The organism is Rhizobium sp. L43, from assembly GCF_002531725.1.
In the GTDB taxonomy this organism is placed as follows: Bacteria; Pseudomonadota; Alphaproteobacteria; order Rhizobiales; family Rhizobiaceae; genus Rhizobium.
The window spans coordinates 21,630-45,814 of the sequence record NZ_NWSQ01000011.1; the positions used below are offsets into that span (position 1 = coordinate 21,630).

The 24,185-nt window shown below is 59.4% G+C and carries 26 protein-coding genes and 1 pseudogene; 16 read left to right on the forward strand and 11 right to left on the reverse strand.

What is annotated here, in order from left to right; genetic code table 11:
- Positions 1 to 194: 194 nt before the first annotated feature.
- Together CO667_RS15720 and CO667_RS15725 are read right to left on the reverse strand one after the other, a co-directional pair.
- On the reverse strand, positions 195 to 728 hold the full coding sequence (locus CO667_RS15720) for a YidB family protein (RefSeq protein WP_097619252.1): 534 nt from the start codon (positions 726 to 728) through the stop codon (positions 195 to 197).
- A gap of 137 nt (positions 729 to 865) precedes the next feature.
- The gene (locus CO667_RS15725) at positions 866 to 1,207 is read right to left on the reverse strand and encodes a hypothetical protein (RefSeq protein ID WP_097619253.1); all 342 of its coding nucleotides are present in this window, start codon (positions 1,205 to 1,207) and stop codon (positions 866 to 868) included.
- A gap of 466 nt (positions 1,208 to 1,673) precedes the next feature.
- Here CO667_RS15725 and CO667_RS15730 point away from each other — a divergent pair, with 466 nt between their 5' ends.
- On the forward strand, positions 1,674 to 2,486 hold the full coding sequence (locus tag CO667_RS15730) for an alpha/beta hydrolase (protein ID WP_097619254.1): 813 nt from the start codon (positions 1,674 to 1,676) through the stop codon (positions 2,484 to 2,486).
- A 398-nt stretch (positions 2,487 to 2,884) separates the two neighbouring features.
- On the opposite strand, the gene CO667_RS15735 is transcribed toward CO667_RS15730, so the two are convergent.
- Positions 2,885 to 3,631 (reverse strand): glucose 1-dehydrogenase, encoded by a 747-nt coding sequence (locus tag CO667_RS15735; RefSeq protein WP_097619255.1) that lies wholly within the window; start codon positions 3,629 to 3,631, stop codon positions 2,885 to 2,887.
- A gap of 107 nt (positions 3,632 to 3,738) precedes the next feature.
- On the opposite strand from CO667_RS15735, the gene CO667_RS15740 reads away from it, so the two are divergent.
- The 4 genes from CO667_RS15740 to CO667_RS15755 all read left to right on the forward strand — a co-directional run bounded on the left by CO667_RS15740 (position 3,739) and on the right by CO667_RS15755 (position 7,425).
- The gene (locus tag CO667_RS15740; protein WP_097619256.1) at positions 3,739 to 4,083 is read left to right on the forward strand and encodes a helix-turn-helix domain-containing protein; all 345 of its coding nucleotides are present in this window, start codon (positions 3,739 to 3,741) and stop codon (positions 4,081 to 4,083) included.
- 499 nt (positions 4,084 to 4,582) lie between these two features.
- Positions 4,583 to 4,828: a hypothetical protein gene (locus tag CO667_RS35415; protein WP_179874154.1), complete on the forward strand. Its 246-nt coding sequence runs from the start codon at positions 4,583 to 4,585 to the stop codon at positions 4,826 to 4,828.
- A 572-nt stretch (positions 4,829 to 5,400) separates the two neighbouring features.
- Entirely contained in the window at positions 5,401 to 6,495 is a 1,095-nt protein-coding gene (locus CO667_RS15750; protein ID WP_097619257.1) for a GSU2403 family nucleotidyltransferase fold protein, read from the forward strand.
- 174 nt (positions 6,496 to 6,669) lie between these two features.
- Entirely contained in the window at positions 6,670 to 7,425 is a 756-nt protein-coding gene (locus tag CO667_RS15755; protein WP_143540715.1) for a hypothetical protein, read from the forward strand.
- A 108-nt stretch (positions 7,426 to 7,533) separates the two neighbouring features.
- Here CO667_RS15755 and CO667_RS15760 read toward each other — a convergent pair whose 3' ends face one another.
- On the reverse strand, positions 7,534 to 7,974 hold the full coding sequence (locus CO667_RS15760; RefSeq protein ID WP_097619259.1) for a hypothetical protein: 441 nt from the start codon (positions 7,972 to 7,974) through the stop codon (positions 7,534 to 7,536).
- Positions 7,975 to 8,196: 222 nt separating this feature from the next.
- Between CO667_RS15760 and CO667_RS15765 the strand changes: the two genes are divergently transcribed.
- Positions 8,197 to 9,534 (forward strand): TadE/TadG family type IV pilus assembly protein, encoded by a 1,338-nt coding sequence (locus tag CO667_RS15765; protein WP_097619260.1) that lies wholly within the window; start codon positions 8,197 to 8,199, stop codon positions 9,532 to 9,534.
- 159 nt (positions 9,535 to 9,693) lie between these two features.
- On the opposite strand, the gene CO667_RS15770 is transcribed toward CO667_RS15765, so the two are convergent.
- Positions 9,694 to 10,182, reverse strand: a complete 489-nt coding sequence (locus tag CO667_RS15770; RefSeq protein WP_097619261.1) for a RidA family protein — start codon at positions 10,180 to 10,182, stop codon at positions 9,694 to 9,696.
- A 296-nt stretch (positions 10,183 to 10,478) separates the two neighbouring features.
- On the opposite strand from CO667_RS15770, the gene CO667_RS15775 reads away from it, so the two are divergent.
- Positions 10,479 to 11,177, forward strand: a complete 699-nt coding sequence (locus CO667_RS15775) for a TetR/AcrR family transcriptional regulator C-terminal domain-containing protein (protein WP_097619262.1) — start codon at positions 10,479 to 10,481, stop codon at positions 11,175 to 11,177.
- Between the two features lie 199 nt (positions 11,178 to 11,376).
- Here the strand turns inward: CO667_RS15775 and CO667_RS15780 are convergent, their stop codons facing one another.
- Positions 11,377 to 11,634, reverse strand: coding sequence for a GlsB/YeaQ/YmgE family stress response membrane protein (locus CO667_RS15780; RefSeq protein ID WP_097619263.1), 258 nt, complete (start codon positions 11,632 to 11,634; stop codon positions 11,377 to 11,379).
- Positions 11,635 to 12,379: 745 nt separating this feature from the next.
- On the opposite strand from CO667_RS15780, the pseudogene CO667_RS15785 reads away from it, so the two are divergent.
- Positions 12,380 to 12,460: pseudogene (locus CO667_RS15785) on the forward strand (cold-shock protein); the annotation flags it as partial.
- A 130-nt stretch (positions 12,461 to 12,590) separates the two neighbouring features.
- On the opposite strand, the gene CO667_RS15790 reads toward CO667_RS15785, so the two are convergent.
- The gene (locus tag CO667_RS15790) at positions 12,591 to 12,902 is read right to left on the reverse strand and encodes a DUF982 domain-containing protein (RefSeq protein WP_097619264.1); all 312 of its coding nucleotides are present in this window, start codon (positions 12,900 to 12,902) and stop codon (positions 12,591 to 12,593) included.
- A gap of 192 nt (positions 12,903 to 13,094) precedes the next feature.
- On the opposite strand from CO667_RS15790, the gene CO667_RS15795 reads away from it, so the two are divergent.
- Both CO667_RS15795 and CO667_RS15800 read left to right on the forward strand, forming a co-directional pair.
- Complete coding sequence (locus CO667_RS15795; protein WP_097619265.1) at positions 13,095 to 14,120, forward strand: HWE histidine kinase domain-containing protein; 1,026 nt, start codon at positions 13,095 to 13,097, stop codon at positions 14,118 to 14,120.
- Positions 14,121 to 14,225: 105 nt separating this feature from the next.
- Positions 14,226 to 15,398 (forward strand): MFS transporter, encoded by a 1,173-nt coding sequence (locus tag CO667_RS15800; RefSeq protein ID WP_097619266.1) that lies wholly within the window; start codon positions 14,226 to 14,228, stop codon positions 15,396 to 15,398.
- Positions 15,399 to 15,706: 308 nt separating this feature from the next.
- Here CO667_RS15800 and CO667_RS15805 read toward each other — a convergent pair whose 3' ends face one another.
- Entirely contained in the window at positions 15,707 to 16,696 is a 990-nt protein-coding gene (locus CO667_RS15805; RefSeq protein ID WP_097619267.1) for a sensor domain-containing diguanylate cyclase, read from the reverse strand.
- A gap of 271 nt (positions 16,697 to 16,967) precedes the next feature.
- Here CO667_RS15805 and CO667_RS36250 point away from each other — a divergent pair, with 271 nt between their 5' ends.
- The 3 genes from CO667_RS36250 to CO667_RS15815 all read left to right on the forward strand — a co-directional run bounded on the left by CO667_RS36250 (position 16,968) and on the right by CO667_RS15815 (position 19,211).
- On the forward strand, positions 16,968 to 17,090 hold the full coding sequence (locus CO667_RS36250; protein ID WP_280953223.1) for a hypothetical protein: 123 nt from the start codon (positions 16,968 to 16,970) through the stop codon (positions 17,088 to 17,090).
- A 256-nt stretch (positions 17,091 to 17,346) separates the two neighbouring features.
- Positions 17,347 to 18,765, forward strand: a complete 1,419-nt coding sequence (locus tag CO667_RS15810; protein ID WP_097619268.1) for a PAS domain S-box protein — start codon at positions 17,347 to 17,349, stop codon at positions 18,763 to 18,765.
- Positions 18,762 to 19,211, forward strand: a complete 450-nt coding sequence (locus CO667_RS15815) for a response regulator (protein ID WP_097619269.1) — start codon at positions 18,762 to 18,764, stop codon at positions 19,209 to 19,211. The genes CO667_RS15810 and CO667_RS15815 overlap by 4 nt, the downstream gene beginning before the upstream one ends.
- A gap of 163 nt (positions 19,212 to 19,374) precedes the next feature.
- Here the strand turns inward: CO667_RS15815 and CO667_RS15820 are convergent, their stop codons facing one another.
- A complete protein-coding gene (locus CO667_RS15820; RefSeq protein ID WP_097619270.1) occupies positions 19,375 to 20,409 on the reverse strand; it encodes a PAS domain-containing protein in 1,035 nt (344 codons plus the stop codon).
- Positions 20,410 to 20,620: 211 nt separating this feature from the next.
- Here CO667_RS15820 and CO667_RS15825 point away from each other — a divergent pair, with 211 nt between their 5' ends.
- Positions 20,621 to 21,646 (forward strand): HWE histidine kinase domain-containing protein, encoded by a 1,026-nt coding sequence (locus tag CO667_RS15825; RefSeq protein WP_097619271.1) that lies wholly within the window; start codon positions 20,621 to 20,623, stop codon positions 21,644 to 21,646.
- A 217-nt stretch (positions 21,647 to 21,863) separates the two neighbouring features.
- Here the strand turns inward: CO667_RS15825 and CO667_RS15830 are convergent, their stop codons facing one another.
- Positions 21,864 to 22,112 (reverse strand): hypothetical protein, encoded by a 249-nt coding sequence (locus CO667_RS15830; protein WP_097619432.1) that lies wholly within the window; start codon positions 22,110 to 22,112, stop codon positions 21,864 to 21,866.
- A 53-nt stretch (positions 22,113 to 22,165) separates the two neighbouring features.
- Positions 22,166 to 22,636: an Hsp20 family protein gene (locus tag CO667_RS15835; RefSeq protein ID WP_097619272.1), complete on the reverse strand. Its 471-nt coding sequence runs from the start codon at positions 22,634 to 22,636 to the stop codon at positions 22,166 to 22,168.
- A 243-nt stretch (positions 22,637 to 22,879) separates the two neighbouring features.
- On the opposite strand from CO667_RS15835, the gene CO667_RS15840 reads away from it, so the two are divergent.
- Both CO667_RS15840 and CO667_RS15850 read left to right on the forward strand, forming a co-directional pair.
- Entirely contained in the window at positions 22,880 to 23,212 is a 333-nt protein-coding gene (locus CO667_RS15840; RefSeq protein ID WP_097619273.1) for a hypothetical protein, read from the forward strand.
- A 648-nt stretch (positions 23,213 to 23,860) separates the two neighbouring features.
- Complete coding sequence (locus CO667_RS15850; protein WP_097619275.1) at positions 23,861 to 24,178, forward strand: hypothetical protein; 318 nt, start codon at positions 23,861 to 23,863, stop codon at positions 24,176 to 24,178.
- Positions 24,179 to 24,185: the final 7 nt, after the last annotated feature.

Genomic DNA, 24,185 nt, shown 5'->3' on the forward strand with positions numbered 1-24,185 from the left:
CGAGGTTCCGCGGAGGATGGAGCGCCGGCGGGGAATTTGGCAGAACCCCACCCCCAGCCTCCGTCATTCCAGGCCTTGAGCGTGGGAATCCATGCAAGCCGTAGGCGCCAACCCGCCGCGTGTCGCCCATGAAGGGGTGGTGACGCGCGCCGGTCTGGTCGCGCGCGCCTATCGCAAGTCCAGATGCCTCTCGGCTAGATATTGCTCGGCCGCACCGACGTGGGGGAATTGCTCGCCGACGAAAAAAGGTCCTCTTCGGCGGTCGGCAGCTTGCCCTCCGGGGTCAAGTCGTCGACGGCCTTCGGAAGATCGCGGCTCAGTCGCCCGAGAATCTCTTCACGCGAAAGGCCGGTATTTCTGGCGATTTCGTTCAAAACATCCGGGCCGAGGGCTTCGGCGAGCTGGCCGTCATTGATCTCGGCATTCTGGCCGGGCTTGACCCACGAGTCGATCTTGTCGCCGTGGCCATTCTGCTGAAAGGTCTTCAGGAGATCGCCGAGACCGCCGCTGACGATGCCGCCGGAGGTCAATCCGCCGAGAAGCCCGCCAAGACCGCCCGAGCCGCCCAATCCGCCGAGGATGCCGCCAAGCCCGCCGGGCTGCTGGCCGCCGGGCCCGGCCTGCTGCGGGTTCTGGATGCCGCGCAGGAGTTCCCCGATCTTGTCTCTGTTCTGGTAGCCGGCAACGGCAAGAACGGCGAGAAGCGCCTTCAATTGACCGCTCATCATGATGAAATCCTCCCATGGTTCAACGACTGCAGGCGACCGAAGCGGCGCGCTGCATGGGCAGCAATGTTCAGAGCGGCCAAAGGTTCCGCGCCGGGCTGTTCAAGGCCCGAGCGTCCAACTTGGCGCACAGCCGACAGTCAGATTTCCGGGCAACCGCGCCGGTTGGCAAAGCTCATCTGCTCCGGTCCCCGGCGCGTCATCCCCTGGACGACGATGCGGCGCGGCGACATGCGGACGATCTGCGCCCGCCGCAGTCCTTCGCCGCGGGCGATGTCGAGCGCATCCTGCGGATCGCAGCCGCGCGGCCTGCGGCGGTCATATCCGTCATAGCGGCCGCGATCGCGATCCCGATCGTAAACGCCGACGCCGCCGGGGCCGATCCGAAATTCCAGATCCTGCGCCGCGGCGATCGTCGGCGAGACCGTCAAGCCGGTCATGGCGGCCAGGCCGACCAGTATGAATTGAAGAGATTTCCGCATGAGTTCCTCCCATGGTTTTTTTGCTTTATCGCAACATCAACATCGCCATTGGGATTTTGTTCCTTGGCGGCGTGCTGCAGGCGCCCACGGGCATAACCGTCGCAGGAGCCCAAGAGAGTCTCATCCTGAGGCGTGCAGGCCGCAGGCCGGAGCCTCGAAGGACGATGCGGGTGCCGGAGGCTACGGCAATCTCCCCTCCCACCGCCGGGGGTCGAGACCCTCTTCTCTCCAGAGCATTTCCGTTTTTCTTCGAACCACCAAAATGCTCTATCTCTTTGTTTTCACGCAATTCCCGGCAAAAGCGTCTCACGCTTTGCCTGGCAAAACCGCTGCACACTTGTGCTGGAATTGCTCTAGGAACGCTTTGTGCATATATTGCCGCTACGCCGAGCACACCAACGCCGCAGCGGGCCGCGGTTGCTGCAAAGAGTTCTGGACACGTCAAAACCGGCGGGTACATTCTGTCGTGAGCGCTACAAGGTACTTGCTGATCTTGCCGCTGATGGCGGTCATCGCCTACATGGCGCTGGTGGGTCTGATCTATCTTTCTCAGCGAGCCCTGCTTTATCCAGGAGCCGGCGCCACACCTGCTCCGGAGCGCGCGAGTTGGGGCGAGACGGTCCACGTCAAGACGCCCGACGGAGAGATGCTTCAGGGACTCTACAGCCAGGGCGACAGCGACAAGCCCTGCGTGCTCCTCTTTTTCGGAAACGGTGACCGCGTCAACAATTACGAGTTTCTCGCACAGGCGCTGGCCACGCGGAGGATTGGATTGCTGGCGATTTCCTATCGCGGCTATCCCGGATCGACCGGTTCGCCCAGCGAGCAGGGGCTGCTGACCGACGGCATCGCCGCGTTCGACTGGCTTTCGGCACACGCCAGAAGCGAGATCGTTGTGCTCGGCCGGTCACTCGGCACTGGCGTTGCTGTGAATACGGCCGGGAAGAGACCGGCCGTGGGCGTCATTCTTGTGTCTCCGTACCTGTCGGTTCTGTCGGTTGCGCAGGCGCGTTTTCCGTTCCTCCCGGTCGGGGTTCTTCTCAAGGACCCCTTTCGCTCCGACCTCAACATAGCCGAAGTAAGACAACCGAAGTTGTTCCTCCACGGCCGGCTTGACGATAGTATCCCGCTTGCTTCAGGACAGGCGTTGTACCGCATCGCACCCGAGCCCAAGAGGATGTTGATCTATGACGGTGCGGGTCACAACGATATCTGGAACGATCGAATGGTCGGTGACGTGATCCGTTTTGTGGAAGCGCTGCAAGGAAACGGGCCCTAAATCCCGTCACGGATGGAGCGGTTTCCGGGGTTGTACTGGGAGGCAACGCCTGGGACCGGCACGCCAAGGCGAGTGACGTGTCTGGCCCCATGCGGCTGCGCCGGCGGCGCGTTCGGCGAAAGCCACCTCCAACCTCCGTCATTCCAGGCCTTGAGCCGAACCCAAGTGGATCCTCGGGTCAAGCCCTGGAGCAGTTCCAGGAAAAGTGCGAAGCGGTTTTCCCAGGCAAAGCGCGAAGCGCTTTTGCCGGGAATTGCGCAAAAACAAAGAACAGAGCGGTTCGGCGTTTCCGTTGAAAGCTGAACCGCCCTGGGAAGACGGAGCGCAGGGTGAGCGTCGCGCCAATACGAAAACCGCTCACACTTTTCGGCATCGTGCTTTAGAAGTCGAACCGGCCCTTAGCGGAAACCGCCGCTGGCGGCCAAGCGTTCGCCGGTCAGCCAGCGGGCATCGTCGGAAGCGAGGAAGACCGCGACGCCGGCGATATCGTCAGGCTGGCCGGTGCGGCCGAGCGGCGTCTGGGCGACCATCGTCTGTTCGAAATCCGAGCCGATGACGCCGGCGGTGTGGGTACCCTCGGTCTCGACGATCCCGGGCAGGATGGCGTTGACGCGGATCTTGCGCGGGCCGAGCTCCTTGGCGAGCACGCTGTTGATGCCCTCGACGGCACCCTTGGTGGCGGTGTAGACGGCCGAGGCCGGCGGAGCCAGGCTGGTGACCACCGAGGAGATGTTGATGACGCTGCCGCCCTCGCCGAGATGCTTGACCGCCGCCTGGGTGGTCAGGAGAACACCGAGAACGTTGACGTCGAACATGCGGCGGTATTGTTCCTCGGTCACCTCGTCGATCGGGGTGAATTCATAGACGCCGGAGTTGTTGACCAGCACGTCGAGCTTGCCGAATTCCTTGACCGCGGCATCGACCAGTCCCTGCGCCTGCTCGGCCTTCGAAACATCACCCTGGACCGCGATGGCCTTGCCGCCTTTGGCGCTGATCGCCGCGACCACGGCGTCTGCTCCGGCCTTGCTCGAAGCGTAATTCACCACCACTTGCGCACCTTCGGCCGCAAGGGCCTTGGCAATCGCGGCGCCGATGCCTTTCGAGGCGCCCGTGACCACTGCGACCTTTCCCGTGAGCTTAGCCATATCCAATTCCTTCTGAGGCGGACTGCCGTCGAGACTGACGGCCTTGTTCCGTAGTTCAGAAATTCGGAACTGTTGATCTTAATGTCAAGGGACGCTATATAAAATTCATGAGACCGCTCTTTCACCCAGCCCTGGAGGACATAAAGCCCGAGGCGATCCTTTATGCGCTGTCCGATCCGGAACGCGCCGCCATCTACGCCCAGCTTGCCGGCGCCGCCTGCGGCAACACCTGTTCGGCGCTTGCCGAACTCGGCGACCGCGTCATCCCGAAGTCATCGCTGTCGAACCATTTCAAAGTGCTGCGCGAGTCCGGGCTGATTGTGAGCGAACGCCAGGGCGTGGAGATGCGCAATCAGACCCGCTGCGCCGAGTTGGACGAACGCTTCCCGGGCCTGATCAAGGCTATTCTGACCGCTTACGGGCAGATTCCCGAGCAACTGAAGACGGGTTGACGGCTCTTTGAGCAAGAATGCTTTCGATAGCCGCTGCCGTTGGTGGCTCGCCTGGGTCCTCGGGTCAAGCCGGAGGACGACGGGGATTGGAGGTGTTCTGCGGCGATAGGGCGGCATCTGGAGGAATCCGGATGCGATTGCGCTTTTGCTTTCGCCGCTGGCCTTCAGACTTCCCGCAAAGAGACCCAGGCTGGTGCCTCGGCCGGTGACGACAGTCGGTCTACCCGGCGATAGGCTCATCCTGACATCGTCTCGGACACGGCAAACTGTGTCGAAGAGAAAGGGTAGGCCTTCGAGCTCAACTGGTGTTCGGCATTTGGAGTCGCCCCATTGATCGGCATTTGCCACGGTAAACGAGAGCTCGACCTGATGGCCCGCGACGATGGCGAGCGTCATCGGCAAGGCAATGGCGACAAGATTCGTTCCCAGAAAGTAAGCAAAGACGGGGGCTGATAACATGCCTATGGCCATTTTCCCATCGCCGATCGGAGTAACGTCCATGGCTTTCCAGGCGCGCCATGACAGGTACGCCGCGGGGAGCAGACCAGCCACAATCGAAGGATGGTTTGCTTTGGATGTCCATTCGATGGACGGCAGGAAGATAAAGCCAGACATCCTCACGAAAATCACAAGCATTCCCGGCAACAGCCACACGGCCAGCAAGATCCCGACTGATTTACTGACGAGACGCTTCACCCTTCCCCCTTCTTTCGATTCCATCGAGATTATATCGCACTTCGAATAACGATCGACATCGGTTGCTGTGTGGCATATTACACTTCAAACCCGCTGCCCCGGGCTGGACGAACGCTTCCCCGGCCTGATCAGGGCGATTCCTCATTGCTTATGGGAAGTTCCGGGAGAACTGAAGACGAGTTGACGGCTCTAGGAGCAAGACTCTCAATGGCACTGCCGATGGAGGCTGGGCGAGGCGTTCTGCGGCAATAAGGCGACGCCCGGCGAAACCGGGGCGCAATCGCGCTTTCTGATCTCGCCGCCAGGCTTCATCACCCACTGCTAGCCCACGCACCATCCGCTGCGAATTTGGCAGAACGTACCTCCAAACTCCGTCATCCCAGGCCCTGAGCCTGGGATCCATATCTGCGGCTGATGAAGCTGGAGGACGCGTTATAAGGTTTTGGCGGAAACTTATAACTGGAGATCAAGGCCAAAAGGGGTTATAAGGTTTTGGCAGATACTTATAACGCCGCTGCGAGATGCGTGACGAGAACTTCGCCAAGCGAGGAAAGGCCGCTTCGACAAATCGATGTCCGAACTTGCCGCCGGGACGCTGCACTCGAAAAGGAAGAGCTGCCAATGATGAAAGAGATCGACATCAGCTATAGGACGATGTTCGCGGAACTGGCGCAGCGGACGTTGGACGGACAGTTTCTGGCGGACTTCCCGCTGGAAGGGTGGTTTGTGACCGTCACCGTGAAGGGCCGTGATTACTGGTATTTCGATCTCCCTACTCCCGAAGGCAAGGACAAGCGAAGCTATGTCGGTCCGCAGAGCGACAAAGCGATCACAGCGCGGGTGAAGGCCCACAAGGAGATCAAGGATAACGTCCGGGAGCGAAGGCGCATGGTAAGCACGCTCCGTCGTGCCGGCCTCCCGGGTCCGGATAATTTCGCGGGCGACATCACGAAAGCCCTCGCGGATGCGGGCTTGTTCCGTCTGCGTGCGGTCCTGATCGGGTCGGTGGCATTCAGCACCTATGCAGGGATGCTCGGCGTTCGCCTGCCCTCATCTGCCATGCAGACCGGCGACGCGGACTTCGCGCAGGACTTTGCTATTTCTGCAAGTGTCCAGGACAGCCTGCCTCCGGTTCTCGAAGTCCTCCAGTCGGTCGATCCCGAATTCCGGGCCGTTCCCCATGCGGCAGACAAGGCCAAGATTGTCGCCTTTCAGAACGCCAAGGGCTATCGGGTGGAATTCCTGACGGGAAACCGAGGATCGGATGACTATACGGGCAAGCCCTCTCCGATGCCTGCCCTCGGCGGTGCGTCGGCGGAAAACCTGCGCTTCCTGGACTATCTGATCTACGAGCCTGTGCGCACGGTGCTTCTCTTCCGCGAGGGTGTGAACATCCTCGTTCCCGCTCCCGAGCGATATGCAGTCCATAAGCTCATCGTATCGTCCAGAAGGCTCGCTGACACTCTAGGACGCGTAAAGGCGGACAAAGACCTCGCGCAAGCCTCCCTGCTTTTCCAAGCCCTCGTCGAGACACGCCACGATTCCGAGCTGACAGATGCTTGGGCGGAAGCGTGGGATCGAGGGGATGCATGGAAAGATGGCATCTGCAACGGTCTCCTGAGGCTCCCTCATAACGGCGTCGAAGCGCTCGGCAAGGCTCTTGGATCAGAGATGCCCGATATGGAGAAGTTGAGAGCCGAAGCTCGCCCGACGTGATTTCGCTGCCATTGCCACGCCCCTCGTTTTCAGGATTGTTTAGTTTTTCCAGGCTAAGTTGCATCGACTATAACAAAGCCGCAGGGGCTTGCGTTGCCGATCTCCATTTTATGTTTCATCGCGACGGCGATCGTTTTCGTTTTGCAGTGGATTCCGGCTACCGGCATATTCCTGATGTTTCTGCTTGCGCCGCTCTGGTCCGTGCTGCTGATCAATCTCGGCTTCGTCGCAATGTTCTTCGAGGCTCGGTCGGGCGCGCTTCCAAGATGGGCGCTGGTCTTTCCCGTCCTTTATTTCGGGGGCTATTACGCCGTGGCAATCTACCAGCACCTGGCGGTGAACCACACGATTGAAACGGCTTCGGCGCCGGTCTCCCACCTGAAATTCGACCCCGACAACACAGCCATTGAAAGCGACTACGGCAATGAAGAGGTCTCTCACGATCTTCTTGTTTTCTGCGGTGTGGCGCGGGCAATCGAGCCGATATATGGCCACGATCTGGCCCTCGTTTTCAAAAGGGACCCCTCATGCTCAGCCGCCCCTGCTTCCAGGTTCTCGACGAACCTCGGCGAGATGCCCCGACATTCGCTGACGATGGATCGGTGTATCGTAAAGACGCGGGAGAGCTATAACGGGCCAGTTCTGAAGATATCGAGCCCATATCGACCAGGGACAGCCGAAGGATCGTCAGAGATCATCGTCACGGCATCGGACGGGTCGCAAGCGACCATCGAAAACGGCTCTTATCCGGCGCTCTCCTGGTTTCCAATGCCTATGATCGGCTGCGCGCTTCAGGATAGTCCGTCGGCCTGGGTTTGCGATGCCGCCTTTGCGCGAACGCGCATTCCGATGCTGCAGCCGAAGGATGGCGTCACCGGGCCTGCGATCGCCGTCGCCAATGTGCTCGGCTTGACCCGTCAGCCGTTGTGAAACGCAAGGGCCGCGGCCAAACCAACTCGCAAAACGTGAGGCTTGAGCCGACTGTCGATGGACCCTGCCTTTCCTCCCGACCGCGTTATTGCAGCGCCTTATCCAAAATTACGCTGGCCAGCACGAAAGAGAAGAAGTCATCGGTTTCCGGCTCGAACTGTGGACCGGCCATATCCAGACAAAAGACACCCTCTCCGCGCGACGGCCAGAGGCAATAGCGCCAGGAAGCTCCGCAGTCCGCAATTGCAACCGCATCGGCAGGAACGGACTCGCCTTTTCCGCGTGCTCCATAAAGCTCGCTATAGCGGGAGATTGATAAAGCTGAAACGAGGGGTGTTGTTCAACTAAGGAAGCGGGCTCGGGCTCGTAGATGTAGAACCCTCTCGTCGTTGAGCCGACGCCGATGACGCGGATGAACTCCAGATACTGCTGAGAAATGGCGGGATAGAGAGCGGTGATGCTCGATAGCTTCTCTTTTGAGACTGGCTCCAGAGAGGAAAGCTCCTTGTTTTGGTCAACGTCGAGCAGTTGCGATATTCTGTCGATCATAATGCACAGCGTCCCTCCATTATGCCTATGATTTGACTGCATCTGTGCGGCTGCCGTCAAGAGCGGTTGTAACGAACAGGCTGATGATGGCGACCGCGCATTCTCTGGCGATTTAATTAGAACACAACCATACGTCTTTGCCTTTGGTTTAAGTTCCGCTGCTAGTGATCGCCGCATAGCGATCTGGTTGTGAGACAGCCACTAGGGGAAGGCAGCCTTTGTATGTTGCGTCGTTTCATTCTTGATCGATCCGGCAATTTCGGAATCATGACGGCGCTCATCGCCGTCCCCCTGCTCGGGGCCGCGGGTACAGCCATTGATTTCGGCAGCGCCCTGTCGCTTCGGACCGAACTCTATGCCGCTGCGGATGCGGCAGCCGTCGGATCCATTACACCCAAGTCGGATGCGGCAACGCAGGCAAACACCATGTCCGGCGACGGGTCGCTGACGCTCGGAAAGTCCGAAGCCCAAAAAATCTTCTTTTCGCAGATGTCCAAGAAACAGGGCGACGTGCCCGTCACCGTCGACATCAGCGTTCAAAAAAAGGGCGGCATGCTCAGTTCGACCGTATCCTTTAACGCTGCGATGCCCACGACCTTCATGCAGGTGATGGGATTTCATGAGATCGCCGTTTCCGGGACGGCAACCGCCCAGTATGAGACCCCGTCCTACATGGATTTCTTCATGCTGCTCGATAACACCCCATCGATGGGCGTTGCGGCCACCACCGATGACATCACCGCCATGAAAAAGGCGACGATCAACGGCCACGACGGCGGCAAGGATAAAAACTGCGCCTTCGCATGCCATATCGTTTCCGAAAAGGGCGTCGAGGACAAGAACAGCTACTACAATGTCGCCCGCAACAATGGCGTGACCATCCGTATCGACGTGGTCGCCGCCGCCGTCAAAGCCTTGATGGCCAAGGCCGAGGACACGCAGTCCATGCCAAGCCAATTCCGGGTCGCTGCCTATACGTTCGGCAAGACTGCCCAGGACGCCAAAGCCGCCAAGCTCTTCAAGGTCTCCGACCTGAACTATGATCTCGACGCCGTGGCCGTCGCGACGAACATGATCAGTCTTATGAGCATTCCCTATCAGAACTACTACAACGACCAGCAGACGAGCTTCGACGAAGCGTTGAAAGGGATCGAAGGCGAAATCACCGGGAATATCGGCTCGGGCACCAGCAATGCCGATCGCCAGAAGATCGTATTTTTCGTCGCTGACGGTGTTGGCGACAGCTATAAGCCGGCCGGCTGCACCAGCCCGAAAGGCACAAACGGCGGACGCTGCATCGAACCGATCGACACGACCTATTGCAAGAAGCTGAAAGACCGCGGCATCAAGGTCGCCGTGCTCTATACGACCTACCTGCCCTTGCCCGACAACGGTTTTTACAAGGACTGGGTGAAGCCCTTCGAGACCAAAATCGCCACGAAAATGGAAGAATGCGCAAGCCCCGGCTTCTATTTCGCGGTCAGCCCCACCGAAGGCATCGAAGAGGCCATGGAGGCCCTGTTCCGCAAGATCGTCAGCGCCCCGCGGATAACCAGCTGATCGCCGCCGGAAACGCAGCGTTGAGGTTGGAGATAGCCGGTGCGGCATGTCCCCTTCGCCCCGCGAGCGGGGGAGAAGGTGCCGGCAGGCGGATGAGGGGCCGGCACCAGCAATCTCCGGGCCGAGGTGATCTCAACCGCCGCTCAGTCCGCGCCACCGCTATTCCAGAATGACGACGGCTTCGACCTCGAAGAGCATGGGGTCGATTGCCAGCTTGGGAACCGGGATCAGCGTCTGCGCCGGCAGGGCCGCGCCGAACATCTCCTTGACCTCCTTGGTCAACACCCCGAGCTTGGACATATCGTGATCGACCACGAAGACCGTGAGCTTGGCGACGTGATCCGGCCTGGCGCCGAGCGCATCGAGGGCGGTGCGCAGATTGGCGTAGGCCTGCTTCGCCTGGATGGCGAAGTCGGGCGACAAGGCTCCGGTGCCGTCCTGGCCGCCCTGCCCGGAGATGTAGGCGAGCCTGGCCTCGCGGGGTACGATCACCGCCGTGCTGTAGCCATTCGGCGAGGGATCGTAGAGGTTTTTCGGATTGACGATCTCCAGCTTGAGATCGCTCTCATTGGCCGTCGTCGCAGTGGGAATTGCCATGGTCATGATGATGAGCCCTCCGATAAGCAGATGGTTGATTGCGCGTGACATGATTTTTCTTTCGACTCTGAGGATGGCGAGGAACGACCTCGCGGCCGGCAGGATGAATTGACTCGTACAGTGTACGATTTATTCGCATCGTACACTGTACGAGTCAAGCGGTCAGGATCGACATTCCCGGCATTGTCGGTTTAGATCGACGTTCTGATTACCGAGCAATTCCAGGAAAAGTGCGAAGCGGTTTTCCCAGGCAAAACGCGAAGCGCTTTTGCCGGCAATTGCGCAAAACAAAAGGAAAGAGCGGTTCTGCGCTTCCGTTAAAAGCTGAACCGCTCTGGGGAAAACGGATGGCAGCCAAAGACAGCGGCGCTGAAAGCAAACGGTCTCGACGGACAGGCGCGTCGCCCCGGTCCGGGCAGGAGCCACGCAGTGAATCGCCCCTCTCGCTCGAACGGATCGTGGCAACGGCGGTGGAACTGCTGGACGCCGAAGGTCTCGACGGCTTGAAGATGCGCCGGCTCGCCGATCGCCTCGGCGCGGGCGCGATGAGCCTCTATTGGCACGTCGGCAACAAGGAGGAGGTCTTTGATCTGGCGCTCGATTCCGTGCTCGAATATCGCGGCCCGGCGCAAGCCGATGAGTCCGACGACTGGCGCGGGGAAGTCGTTCACATGCTGAAAGACTGGCGCGCCAGCATGCTGCGCCATCCCTGGTCGGCAGCGCTGTTGCCGCGCCGGGCGCTCGGCCCGAACATCCTCAACCGCCTGGAATTGCTGAGCAGGACCCTGTCCGGCGCCGGTGTCGCCGACGCGGATTTGAACGTTGCGATATGGTCGCTCTGGAACTATGTGATCGGCGCCACCATCACCCGGGCGAATTTCGACCTCTCGGAAGACGACAGGGCCGCCGCGCAGCAGCGCCTGACAGCTCTCAGCCAACACTACCCGACAATCGAACGCTCCCGTCTGCTGCTCGACAATGATTGGGACGGCGCGTTCCGCAAAGGCCTCGATTTCCTGCTCGACGGCCTTTCTCCGAGACGATGAACATGCGTCATTTCCCTATGGCTGCGGACCGCCACCGCATCGTCGATGGTGGCCAGCGCGAATCCTCGGGTCAAGCCGAGGAGGACGGAGCGTGTGGCGGTGTCTGGAGCAAGGACGGAGCGCCGCCGGCTCTAGCCACATTTGAGCGCGATCCGCGAATGTGAGGAAGGCGGCCGTTTGGGGGCCGCCGCCCGTCTCATCAGGCCGGACGTCTGACCATTCTCGCCACGGCGATGAGGATGCAGGCTCCGATGAAGCCGGCGATCAAATAACCCAGCCATCCGCCCAGGACGACGCCGAAGAGCGACAGGATGAAGTTGGCGACGATGGCGCCGACAATACCGAGAATGATGTTCATCAGCACGCCCATGTTGCTCTTCATGAGCAATTCGGCGAGCCAGCCGGCAATGCCGCCGATGATGATTGCGGCGATCCAGCCAATACCTGCATTTTCCATAGCCATTCCCCATTGTGAATTATGAGCGGCCGGCACGGGCAATCACGTCTCGCGGACGAGGCTAAGCCGATTGCCAAGCGGCAAGACCATAACCGTCGCGGCGCCAGTTGGTTCCACCGCCCCCGCCCGGAGGTCGCGCGTATCGCGATCTGACAGGTCACTTGTCGGCCGCGGGCCAATCATTCGCAGGCTCCTCTATCCCGTGTCGTCGTCCGCGGGGTCGGGAGCTCACGACCATCTCCTCCTCAGTCTTACCCACCATCTGGGACGGGCGGGCGGCCGCTTCCGCACCCGGCAGAAAATGATCGATGCGCAGCCCTATTTGGCGGTTGTCTCATCGAGAGATCGTGCGGGATGAGGTCGCGGCGAACGGGTAAGGTGCTCGCCTGGCGTTTCGTTGCCCGCACCGAGAAATCGGAAAAACCGGTGCGTTCACCGTCTCCGTCACGTCCGATTGGCACGCCGCGACCTCGGCGGATTAACCGGCAGCCGCAGGAATGGTTCCGCCTGCCAAGACTGGGAGCCGCGCCGCTGAGCAATCGGGCAGCCGCCTCTGCGTCAAGCGGTTTAGATGCCGTGTGCAATAGGACGCTCCCTAGCGCTCTTGGCCCCCTGTAGACCAACTATTCCGGCTGGGCCAGCTGCTTCCGGCCAAATGGCGCATGGCTATGCTGCCTTGGTTCGCCACCACCCTTTTTTCTAGCAGCACAACTTTAGGCGTTAAAAATCGCACTGCCTGTAGGGCGGCGGACCGGATGTGTTTGTTCACGTGTCTGCTTTGCAACGCGGCGGTTCGCTCCGCGAAGGCGACAAAGTCAGCGTAGATTTCCCAGGTGCTTAGACAGGTTAGCCTAGCATCACGATGTCGTCGCAGACCGGCGCGACGGTGCCGACGATAGCGCGGCCGAAAGGCGCCCTATGACCTCCTCTGATGAGGCGAGGTCATCACTGATACGCTAGATGATAGCAAGGCGCGCTGGCCGAGCCGGATGCGCGCTCGGCTTTCTCTTCCACGGGATGAGAACGGCCGGCATGCCGGCTTCCAGGCAGGCGGCCACGAAGGCCTCCCGCGCTATAATGCCGGCGGTGGCGCCGTTGAGGGCCCCACGGCACGTCTTCACCGCTCGCTCGTGGCGCTCTCCGTGACGCAACGGCCATTCGTTTTCGAGAAAGTCCAAGGCGTCGTATGCGCCTGAGAAAGTGCGCTCCAAACCACACTGCAGCCGGATTCTTACCGGCCGGGTCCATGAAACATCGTTCTGCGGCATTTTTTCCTCCTTTCATGCCACCAATGGTCCCGACGAAAATGATATTGTTAGGGATAGCCGATCATTCAAGGACCGTCAGAACCATCGAGTAACCCATTGCAAATGCCAGCGCCGTCCCACTGTCTGGCGGCGTCCTAGAAACCGGATGAGGCCCTTTTTTCTTGCGGGCCCTGGGAAGGATCGGGCCACCATATGATCATGAAACTCTTTTCCAACTCCAGTCGCTCCCGAGAGCGCTTTCTCGAAGCCATCCTCCAAAGCGCGATCGAATATGCGATCATCTCCACGGATCTGGATGGGCTGGTGACCACCTGGAATGAGGGCGCGCGACGGATCCTAGGATGGGATGAGGCCGAGATGGTCGGCCGGCCTGCGGCCGTGATTTTCACCGAGGAAGACCGGCAGGCGGGGATTCTTCACCGGGAAATGACCGCTGCTTTGACCGAAGGTCATGGCAATGATGAGCGCTGGCACGTTCGCAAGGACGGCTCGTTGTTTTGGGCGTCGGGTCAGATGATGGCATTGACGACGGATGACGGCGAAGTCGAGGGCTTCGTGAAGATTCTGAGAGATCAGACAGAGCAGAGAGAGAACGAGGAACGACAGCGCGTTCTGATGCACGAGCTCTCGCACCGGATGAAGAATACCCTGACCGTCGTTCAGGCTATCACCAGCCAATCCTTCCGAAACGCGAGCTCTATAGAGGATGCGGAACAGGCGATCTCGGCACGGATCAATGCTTATGCGAAAGCGCACGAAATATTGCTACAGCGGAATTGGCTGGGCGCCACCATGGCGGCGATTGTCGAGGCGACGGCTATCAATCTCGGACTGGAGACGTCGGAACGGTTCAAAGCAAGCGGTCCTGCTGTTGAATTGGGTCCTCAGGCGGCTCTTTGCTTCTCCCTCGTGCTGCACGAACTTGTCACCAACGCCAACAAGTATGGTGCGCTTTCGGGAGAGACCGGGACAGTCGAAATCGATTGGTCTGTGCGCGGCCAGGCGGGCGACAAGCGCCTGAACTTCCGTTGGCGGGAGGTCGGGGGCCCCGCGGTAGAAGCTCCGAGCAAGAAGGGGTTCGGCTGCAGACTCATCAACTCCAGTCTCTCCGCCTTCGGGGAGGTCACTGTTGACTACGCGCCGACAGGGTTCGTCCTGACGCTGGACGCATCGCTTCAGAAACTGCAATTCAAAACGTATTCCGACGCTGAGGAATAATTTGAGAGAACGATCCGCAAGAGTTAGGGGCGCTTGGCGTCGTCGGTTCGGAACCAATCGCACCGACTGACATTGCTTCTGGATCTCGCAAACGGCGGACGTTTGATGCACAACGACAGGAAGCAGTTCTTCGTCCTCGCTCTCGCCTTTCTGATGAGCATGTTCTTTCGCAGCTATTTCGGTGTGGTCGGCCCGATGGTCGATGCGGACATCGACCTCGACCCCAGCCGGTACGGATACGCGGCGTCGGCCTTCTTCATTTCGTTCGGGCTGCTGCAGATGCCACTGGGCTCAGCCTTCGACCGCTTCGGCGCAAGAACGCCTATGACTGTGTTAATGATCGTCGGCGCCATGGGGGCCGCGTTGGTCGCCATGGCTGGAACGGCCGGGCAGCTCGTTGCCGGTCAGGCGGTCCTGGGCGCGGGATGCGCGCCCATCTTCATGGGAGTGGTCTATCAATTCGGAAGTCTTGGCGACGGGGTGGCCGCGCGGAAAAAGATCGCCGCCGTCAGCGCTGTTGGCTCCCTCGGCGCCCTTTTTTCGGCGTCGCCTATGGTTTGGCTTTCTGAAGTCCTCGGGTGGCGCGGGGCGATGCTTGTTGCAGCGTCAACAATGGCGCTTTGTGCTGCTGGCGTCGCCTTTCAAATGGGGCCACCTCCCCATGAAGGACGATCGGAAGAGGCGCCTGAGAGCAGGCCAGCGGGCATAGTCTACCTCTTGCCAATATGCCTAACCCTGTCGCTCGGAGGGACTTTTCGCAATGCTTGGGCGACCCCTTACCTGTCCGGGGTGTTCTCCGCGGATCAGCGCGTTTCAGGTTTCGCGCTGACGATCGTGAGCGCCGTCGGCATAGGGACGTCCTTTGCGATACCCGCACTCGTATCCAGAGTGTCACCGCGAAGCATCGTGACGGCTGGGATGGCCGCGGCGACGATCGCCGCCTTCGCGATGGCCGTTTCGCCCGGCTCCAATATTGTCGCTGCCGTCGCTCTGATCTGCCTGCTCTATTCGATCGGCAACCTCCATCCCCTGCTTATGGCCGAGGCGCAGGAACTCGCACCTTCCAAGCATAGAGGCCTTTTGTTGGGCTTTCTCAACACCCTGGTGTTTTTCGGAGTTGCGATCTCGTCGGCTGCATTTGGATGGATCGCCCAAAATGCCGGTGGACCCTCCGCCACGTTTCAGATCATCTTGTTCTTCACCGCAGGCTGTCTCGCCATCGGCCTGACAGCCTATTTGGCGAGGCCAGCCTGGCGGAACGTCGCAAACCAACGTTAACCGGTCGCGGCGCGCCAGGTGGATCTGTCGAGCGCCAATTTGCAGCCGTCCCGGAACCACGATCCGAGCATAGCCAGCACCTTTTCAAAGGAAGGTCATGCCCCTCTCTCGCGGGGTGCTTAGACACAGCTTGGAACTTTTTCTGCATCGTCGCGTTTTGGGCGCGGATGTGATCGCGACTTGTCGCTAACGTCCGCCTTTCCATGTACGCTCACTTGCGCCCCGCGTCTTCGCGGGGCGATTTTTGCCAGCGGATATTTGGTGGGAATCTGGCTCCTAGCGGGTTTCCTGGGTAGGCGGGCGCACGCTCATGTGCGAGCGCTGTTTCCGGTCGAGCCTCGACGGGAGGCCGGTTCAGAATCGAGCCCACAGACACGATTTCGGCCGCTCGATTTGGCCTGGTAAAGCGCCTTATCGGCGTTCGAATAAAGGACATCGAATGAACCGTCGGCTTCCTGTTGCAAAGCCACGCCGACAGAGACGGTAATCCGAAATGTGCCGGCTGCCGATAGAATGGGTTTTTGCTCGATCTCACGCCTGATCTGCTCGCACACCTCAAACACCGCCTCAGGCTTCATGGTCGGGAACAGGATCATGAACTCCTCACCGCCAACACGCGCAAAGGTCATTTCGCGTGATGTGTCAGCTGCGATGATCGCCTGGATGGACTGCGTCAGCGTTTTCAGGGCGGCATCGCCAGCGGAATGGCCATAGGTTTCATTGACACGCTTGAAATGATCGACGTCGAGAATCGCAACGGCGGCTTTGCCGGCAACGGCCTTCTCTCCCCGAAACAATGCGTGGCCAATATTGAACGCATGGCGGCGATTGAAAGCGCCTGTCAGCTCGTCGGTAACTGCCAGAAGATGCAATCTATCCTGAATGGCCCTGAGGTCGGTAATGTCCTGGAGGAGAAGCTGAACGACTGGGTTGCCCTCCCAGGGCAAAGCGCCGGCGATCAATTTGATCGTCCGAGCCTGGCCGGTAGCAGTTCTGACCTCCGCCTCCGTCGGTTCCGCACCGATCCGGCCGTCAAACGCCTCCTCCATCTGCTTGGCGGCTTCTTCAGCATGCGTGGAGAGAAAATCGAGGAAATGTTTGCCGACGACTTCATTTTGCGGGACTTGCAGGAGGCGCGCCGCTTCCTGGTTTCCGAAAATAATCCCCTGCCGCGTGTGGATGAGAAGCCCCATTGGCATGAGGTCGAGCATCATGCCCATCCTCGCCTGCGTGTCGACGAGCGTCTGCTTCGTCAGCGCGGCTGCTTCAAGTGCTTCGTGGTCTTCATCCAGAAACATTGGTGGTCCTTCCTGAAGCGAGAAGGCGGTTCTCGCGACGACCCGCCGGTGGCCACTATCTGACGAGTTTATGAAAACATGGCTAACTTAACTAGCGAGTGCAGCGAGGATGTCACCCCTCACTCCTGTCGGTGACCATCGTTTTTGCAATTCAGCTTCCGGAGGATCGGAATTAACTGGACTGCACAAACGGTCCGATTATCATGACGTTGTGGGAGCTTGCGGCTAGGTAGAGGACGCATGATGCTGCCCCTCGGATGAGGAGGTGGAATTGGGCTTATTCTCAGATTTCGCGGTCAATCTCGACGATTTTGAAACGCTCCAGTCGATCATCACCGACGCATGCAACGAACTGAAAATCCCCCCGATCACACAGGCGTTGTCGCGCGGGTGATAGACCTGTACGCTGACGGCCGCTCGCGAGACGAGATTGTCGAGATGCTTCGAACCGAGGTCCGCAATCACGTTTAGGAACCGGCGCCATTCTCCAACAGCTGACACTTCACGATCCGGAAATGGCCAAGCAGGTGTCCCACTTCAACCGCTGCTCAATGCACCGCTGCTTTTTGTGATGCCGCGCGGAACCAAAGTGCCGGCCGGCAGGTTTAACAAAGTTAAATGGACGTAAACAGACGGAAGCGAGGGATGGAATGGGCAAGGTTGAACTGGTGAGCGGCAGCCCCATTGTCTCCCAAACTGATGTTTTCCCTGAAGATTACGAAGATTTTTTTGAAAATGGAGCGCTTGCGCTGCACCTGGTCGCGGCGGATGGTACGATCCTGCGCGCCAATCAGGCGGAACTGGATCTGCTCGGCTACACGGCCGAGGAATACGTCGGCCGGCAGATTTCTGAGTTTCATGAAGATGCAGATACCGTCAGCGAGATGCTGGTGCGCCTCGCGGCCGGCGAAAAGCTCGCCCGCTTTCCCGCCCGGATGCGAGCCAAGGATGGTTCGATCAAGCATGTCGAGACAACCTCCAGCGCCCAGTTTCGCAATGGCGAATTCATCAACACCCGCTGCTTCACGACCGATGTAACCGAAGTGGTCGAGGCAAGACGACAACTTGCGCGCAAGGACGCAGAAATGCGCCAGGTCCTCGAAGCGCTTCCTGCTGCCGTCTACACCACGGACGCGGAGGGCAAGATCACATATTTCAACCGTGCGGCCGCCGAATTGGCCGGCAGGGAGCCGGTCATTGGTAAGGACGAATGGTGTGTGACGTTTCGGCTCTTCACCGCCGACGGACAGCCACTGCCGCACAACGAATGTCCGATGGCGATCGCCCTGAAGGAAAATCGCCCCGTGCGGGGCGTCGAAGCCATGGCACAGCGGCCGGACGGCTCGATGTTTCCGTTCCTTCCCTTCCCCACCCCGATGCGCAATGACGACGGAGAGCCGATAGGGGCGGTGAACATGCTGGTCGACATCAGCGACCGCAAATTGGCGGAAACCAATCAGCGGGTCTTCCTCGATGAACTCAATCATCGCGTCAAAAACAACATGATGATGCTCCACGGCTTAATCCGGTCGGCAGAGCGCGAAAGCAACAGCGCCGAGGCGCGCGCTGTTCTGGGTGACGCAGCTCAGCGTGTTGGAGCCATGGCGGCCGCGCAGCAAGCGCTTTATACCGAGCATGACCGCGCAGAGGTGAATGCGCGCAATTTTGTCAATGCGGTGTGCGACAGTGCCAGACAAGCGTTCTCAAAAAACGTCACGCTCCACATCGACGCCGGCGCCGGTAACCTGGCGAATGACGTCACGATGCCTCTCGCGCTTGTTCTGAATGAGCTTCTTACAAACGCGGCAAAGCACGGCTGCGACGACACAGGCAATTGCGAAATTTGGGTATCCCTCCGACGGTCGGAGGGTGACTTCGTGCTGACCGTCCGCGACAACGGCCCTGGCTACGATTTCAAGGTCACGGGCAGACGTTCCTCCGGAACCGGTCTGGTCTCCGGGCTGGTCCGGCAACTGCGAGGCTCGTTCACGGTTGCTCCAGGAGCAGGAGCGCAATGCACCGTCCGTTTTGCCGGTCAATCTCAAACGGAAGGCAGGCCTGATTTATGACCTCATTCGGGCCACCCGCCACTAGCGCCAATGGCTCCGATACTGGAGCAGCCGACAGGGCCGGTAGGGCCGCGGGAGGTGGAAGACCGACGCGAATTCTGATCGTCGAGGACGAATATCTCATTGCGCTCGACGTTGAAAATCGCCTTCTCGACGCAGGCTTCGAAGTCATCGGCATTGCAGTGACGGCCAGCGAGGCAATTTCCATGGCGGTATCAGGCAGCCCGGATCTAGCGATCATGGACATTCGATTGGCCGATCGCACCGATGGTGTTCAAGCGGCCATCGAATTGTTCGCCATGCTGGGTGTCCGCTCGATTTTTGCTTCCGCCCATGCTGACGACCGGACCCGCGAAAGAGCCGCGGCGGCCTCACCCATCGGTTGGTTGCAAAAACCCTACTCCGCCGAGGCCTTGATTAATCTGATCAGACAGCATCTGGAATAGCCGTCGCTCGTCGCCGTGTGTGGGTTTCGATCCAGGATCGCCCGGTTTCGGAGCTCCAATCGCAAAGGGCATGATACCGCATCTTTGGAGACCATCTTACAGCGGTCGCTGAGCATTCGATTGCGATGGAGGAGTCTTGAACTTCGGGTGCGCCAAAGGGCCGTTACACGTAGGTCGAACCTGCAGGCGGGATTTCAATATCAATAAGCAGGCCTTCATCCACCCAGTTTCTCTCAAGGCGCCCCTTAAGCTGTTTTTCGACCATTGCACCGACGATCACGGTACCAAAACCTCGTTTTGCCGATTTAGCCGGCGTGCGGGCGCCCACCTCCTGCCACCGGATGTTAAGGCCGGCGCCCGACGGTCCTGGATTCCAACTGATCGAAAGTCTGCCTTCCGCAACGGCAATGGCGCCATGAAGGGCCGCGTTGACAGCGAGTTCGTGGAGAACCAGCGCAAGTGGCTGGACAATCGACGCAGGCAGCCTGATGTCCGGCCCGCTAAATGAAGCGCGGGCTGCAAACGGCGTCACCTGCTGGCGGATGAGTTCCTCGACCGAAATGCTTGTCCATCTTCGCTCGGCAAGCAAGGCATGGGCACGGGCGAGCGCCTGCACGCGGTGTTGGATAGCGGCGGCATAAAGCAACGGGTCATCAGCATTGCTGAGGCGGACGATGCTGTCGACGATCGCAAGGACATTCTTCGCGCGGTGGTCGACTTCCCTCAGCAGGCGGTTCTCGGAGGCCTCCAGGGCTTCGACGCGACGAAACTCCGTCATGTCGATTTGAGATCCGAAGAAATACAGGATCTGTCCATCATCCCCATGCACTGGACTTAGGTGCAGCCGATTCCAGAACGGCTCCCCGTTTTTCTTGTAGTTGAGGATCTCGACATTCGCCTCGCGCTCGTCGGCGATGCCGGCACGAATCTCCGCGACGGCAATGGGAGATGTAGCGGGCCCTTGGAGGAAACGACAGTTGCGGCCAAGCACCTCTTCGGCGGCGTAGCCCGTCAGTTCCAGAAACGCCTTGTTTGCAAGCACGATCGGCAGATCCAGCGTGCGCGCGTCGGTGACGACCATCGGCATTCTGGTGCGTTCAAAGGCGATCGCCGCCAACTCCTTCCGATCGGCGGCGGCCGTCTTCGATGATGCGGAAGGTAAATCCCCGTGGAGTTTGTTCGTTGAATGGCTTGTCATGCTTCCACGCTCAATGTGACGTCGCCCACTAACGCGGCTCGCGTTCCTTTGTTTCCGACTGGCCGCGCATATGGCTTACGACGCGGCTCGTCCGGGGTTTGCCGGACAACGTGTCACGGCTGCGACCTTTGCCAACGCGACGGCGTCCGGTATAGAAATAGGACGAGGCCCTTTCCGGCGGTCAGGCCCTGAAAGGATCAGGCGCAATCACATGATCATGAAACTCTTTTCCAATTCCAGCCGCTCGCGAGAGCGCTTTCTCGAAGCCATTCTCCAGAGCGCGATCGAGTATGCGATCATCTCGACGGATCTGAATGGCCTGGTGACCACGTGGAATGAGGGCGCACGACGGATCCTCGGATGGGATGAGGCCGAGATCATCGGCAAGCCCGCAGCGGTCATCTTCACGCAGGAAGACCTGCAGGCGGGGGTTCTTGAACGGGAGATGGCCGCCGCGTTGGCCGAAGGTCATGGCAGCGATGAGCGCTGGCATGTTCGCAGAGATGGCTCGTTGTTCTGGGCCTCGGGCCAGATGATGGCATTGACGTCGGACGACGGCGAAGTCGAGGGCTTCGTGAAGATACTCAGGGATCAGACCGAGCAGAGGGAGAACGAGGAGCGACAGCGGGTTCTGATGCATGAACTCTCTCACCGCATCAAGAATACGCTGGCCGTCGTTCAGGCCATCACCACTCAATCCTTCCGAAACGCCAGCTCCATGGAGGACGCAGAACAGGCGATCGCGGCCCGCATCAATGCCTATTCGAAAGCACACGACATTTTGCTGCAGCAGAATTGGCTGGGCACGACAATGGCGACGATTGTCGAGGCGACGGCGATTAATCTCGGACTTGAGACGTCCGAACGCTTCAAAGCGAGCGGTCCTGTGATTGAATTGGGCCCCCAGGCGGCGCTTTCCTTCTCCCTCGTGCTGCACGAACTTGTCACCAACGCCAACAAATATGGCGCCCTGTCGCAAGATACCGGGTCCATCGAAATCGAGTGGTCCGTGCGCGAAGCGTCGGGCGACAAGCGCCTGAACTTCAGTTGGCGGGAGCTCGGAGGCCCCGCGGTGGAAGCTCCGAGCAAGAAGGGGTTCGGGTGCCGGCTGATCAACTCCAGCCTCAGTTCGTTCGGAGAGGTCGTTGTTGACTACGCGCCGACGGGGCTCATCCTCAGGCTGGATGCGTCGCTCGAGAAGCTGCAATACAAGACCTATTCCGACGCGGACGAATAATTCGGTTTGAGAGATAGGCAAGCCCGCGAGCAACCAAGCCAAGCATCACCGCGCTCTTCTATAACTGGATGGAAACGTCGGCACTGACCGGAGGCGCTTGGCGTCGTCGGGCCGGAAGCAATTGCACCGACTTTAGGCAGCTTCACCAACGATGAGACAGGAGTTGCCGACAACGATCGCGCCGTAATTTGCGCAGCGACACAAATCCTAACCGAAACTATGCAGCGAGGTCGCCTGTCTTCGCTTGCTTGAAGAGCCCGCGGGCGCCTTCCACCATCAAACGAAGATACTCAGGGTCGCGGACGCCTTGCCGGTAAAGTTCGACGACAATCGCTGCCATCCGGGCGGCCTCCTCCGACTGTTTCGTCACTCCGGCCTCGCGCAGCAGGGTGTCGAAGACCGGCTGGCACGCGGCAAGATCGCGCCCGTCGAATGCTGGTGATTTCCGAACGTTCGTTGTTTTCATTGCGTCCAAGAGCCGGCGCCGCTCGACGGCGCCGGACTTCCCCTGCAGTAACCTTATGCCACCTGCTTATCGCCTTCGATTTGCAGCGGCGTCTGGCCGCTTGTCGAATTGCCGATGGCGATCTTGCGAGGCTTCATCGCTTCCGGGATCTCGCGCTTCAGATCAACTGTCAGAAGACCGTTCGTCAGCGAGGCGTTTTCGACCCGGACGTGGTCGGCAAGCTCGAATCGGCGTTCGAAGGAACGACCGGCGATGCCGCGATGCAGATATTCGCCCTCCTTGTCCTCGTTCTTCTGTCCCTTCACGATCAGCACATTGCGTTCCTGGGTGATGTCGAGGTCACTGTCGGCAAAACCCGCCACCGCCATCTGGATGCGGTAGTCGTCCTCGCCTGATTTGACGATGTCGTAGGGCGGCCAGGTCTCGATGGCCTGCAGACGCTGCGGATTGTTGAGAAGATTGAAGACGCGGTCGAAGCCGATGCTGGACCGATAGAGCGGTGCGAAGTCGAACTCATTTCTCATAACCAAATCCTCCGTAAAGCGAGTTGGATAGGAGACGCGTCGGAAACAGCGTCCCCGGCTTTCCGGCTCCCTTTGGGCTGCCGGCGAACATCGATTTGGTTTTCCGGTTTTTGCGTTTCAAGGGGAGTCGGAAAAATTTTTAAGGCCTGCCCGCTTAACCTCTTGAACGCTGAAAAGGTTGAAACAATCTCTTGGGCACCTGGAGATTTTCTTCACCCGTTGGAAGTTTTTAGGAGATCGAAGATGACGATCAAAACCACGAATTCAGCTAGCCCTCACAACGTCGTCGATGCCATCTCGGCCGTGCAAGTCCTGCATCCCCATAAGCATTTTTCGGACCCGGAAGAGGTGCTCGCTTCGGGCGGGATAACGACCGCCGAAAAGCGGAGGATCCTCGCATCGTGGGCGTCTGACCTGCACGCGGTCGAATCCAATCCTGAACTCCGTCACCCTCCCGGCTTCGCTTGCCCGATCCATTGTCGGGACATTCTGTCAGCCCTGAAGACACTGGATGGGACTCGCGAGGATTTCGGCGTGACGAGGTGGGAGAGGCCGCCCAAATCAATCATAGAATAGGGAGACAGGATCATGCGGCAAAAGACCTTGCAGTCGTCTTCCATTCCCGAAGTCGACACAGTGACGAACAGGCTCGTCCTCGCATCGAGATACTCGGAGTGTCTCCGCCGGCTTTCGCGAACCGCTGAACGGGTCCGCCACGCGGATCTTGCAACGAAACTCATGGAGGTTGCTCGTTGCATAGACCGGATGAGCGACGATATCGCCGTCAATGATGACGGAATCGAAGTTCTGCGGCGTGCAGCGCGCCTTATCGGCACGGTGGAAAGACTCGTCGACCGCGAGGCGAAGTCCTCTTTCTTGCACTGATTTTCAGAGTGTCGCCGATACTCAGAGCCGGCGCGCCATATGTGGAACGTCGGCTGGCCGAGACGAAATTCGCGCCTGAAGTACAACTTTAGGCGTTAAAAAAATCGGACTCGCCGTGAGAGGTTCTTTTGCCTTGCCCGGTATCGATTTGTCCCGCACGCCTCGTTGTCCGCTCGCTTTGCCTCGAAATCAAGGAGAGTCGTCCGACGGAACGCCTCTGTGCCATATATTCAGAAAAATCAATTGCATGCTTCCTTGCTGCAATGGGAACAAAGATCTCCTCTGCGGGTTCTCGCCGCATGGATCTGTCACTTGATCCGCAAAATGGAGGAAACATATATGAAGAAGATCATCGTCGCGGCGGCAATTCTCGGCGCATCAGCCGTTGCAGCCTTTGCTCAAACAAAGCCGGCTCCATCTCCGGATGGAAATACACCTGCGATTGCAACGCCGGACACCAAAAATCCGACTGCGCCCGTGGAGGGCGCCAACAGCTTTACCGAAGCTCAGGCGAAGGATCGCATCGCGGATGCGGGCTACACCGACGTCAAGGGTCTCAAGCTCGATGACAAGGGGATCTGGATGGCCACCGGCATGAAGGACGGCAAAGCCGTCGCCATCGCCCTCGATTATCAAGGCAACATCGTCGCCAAGTAACCCAAGG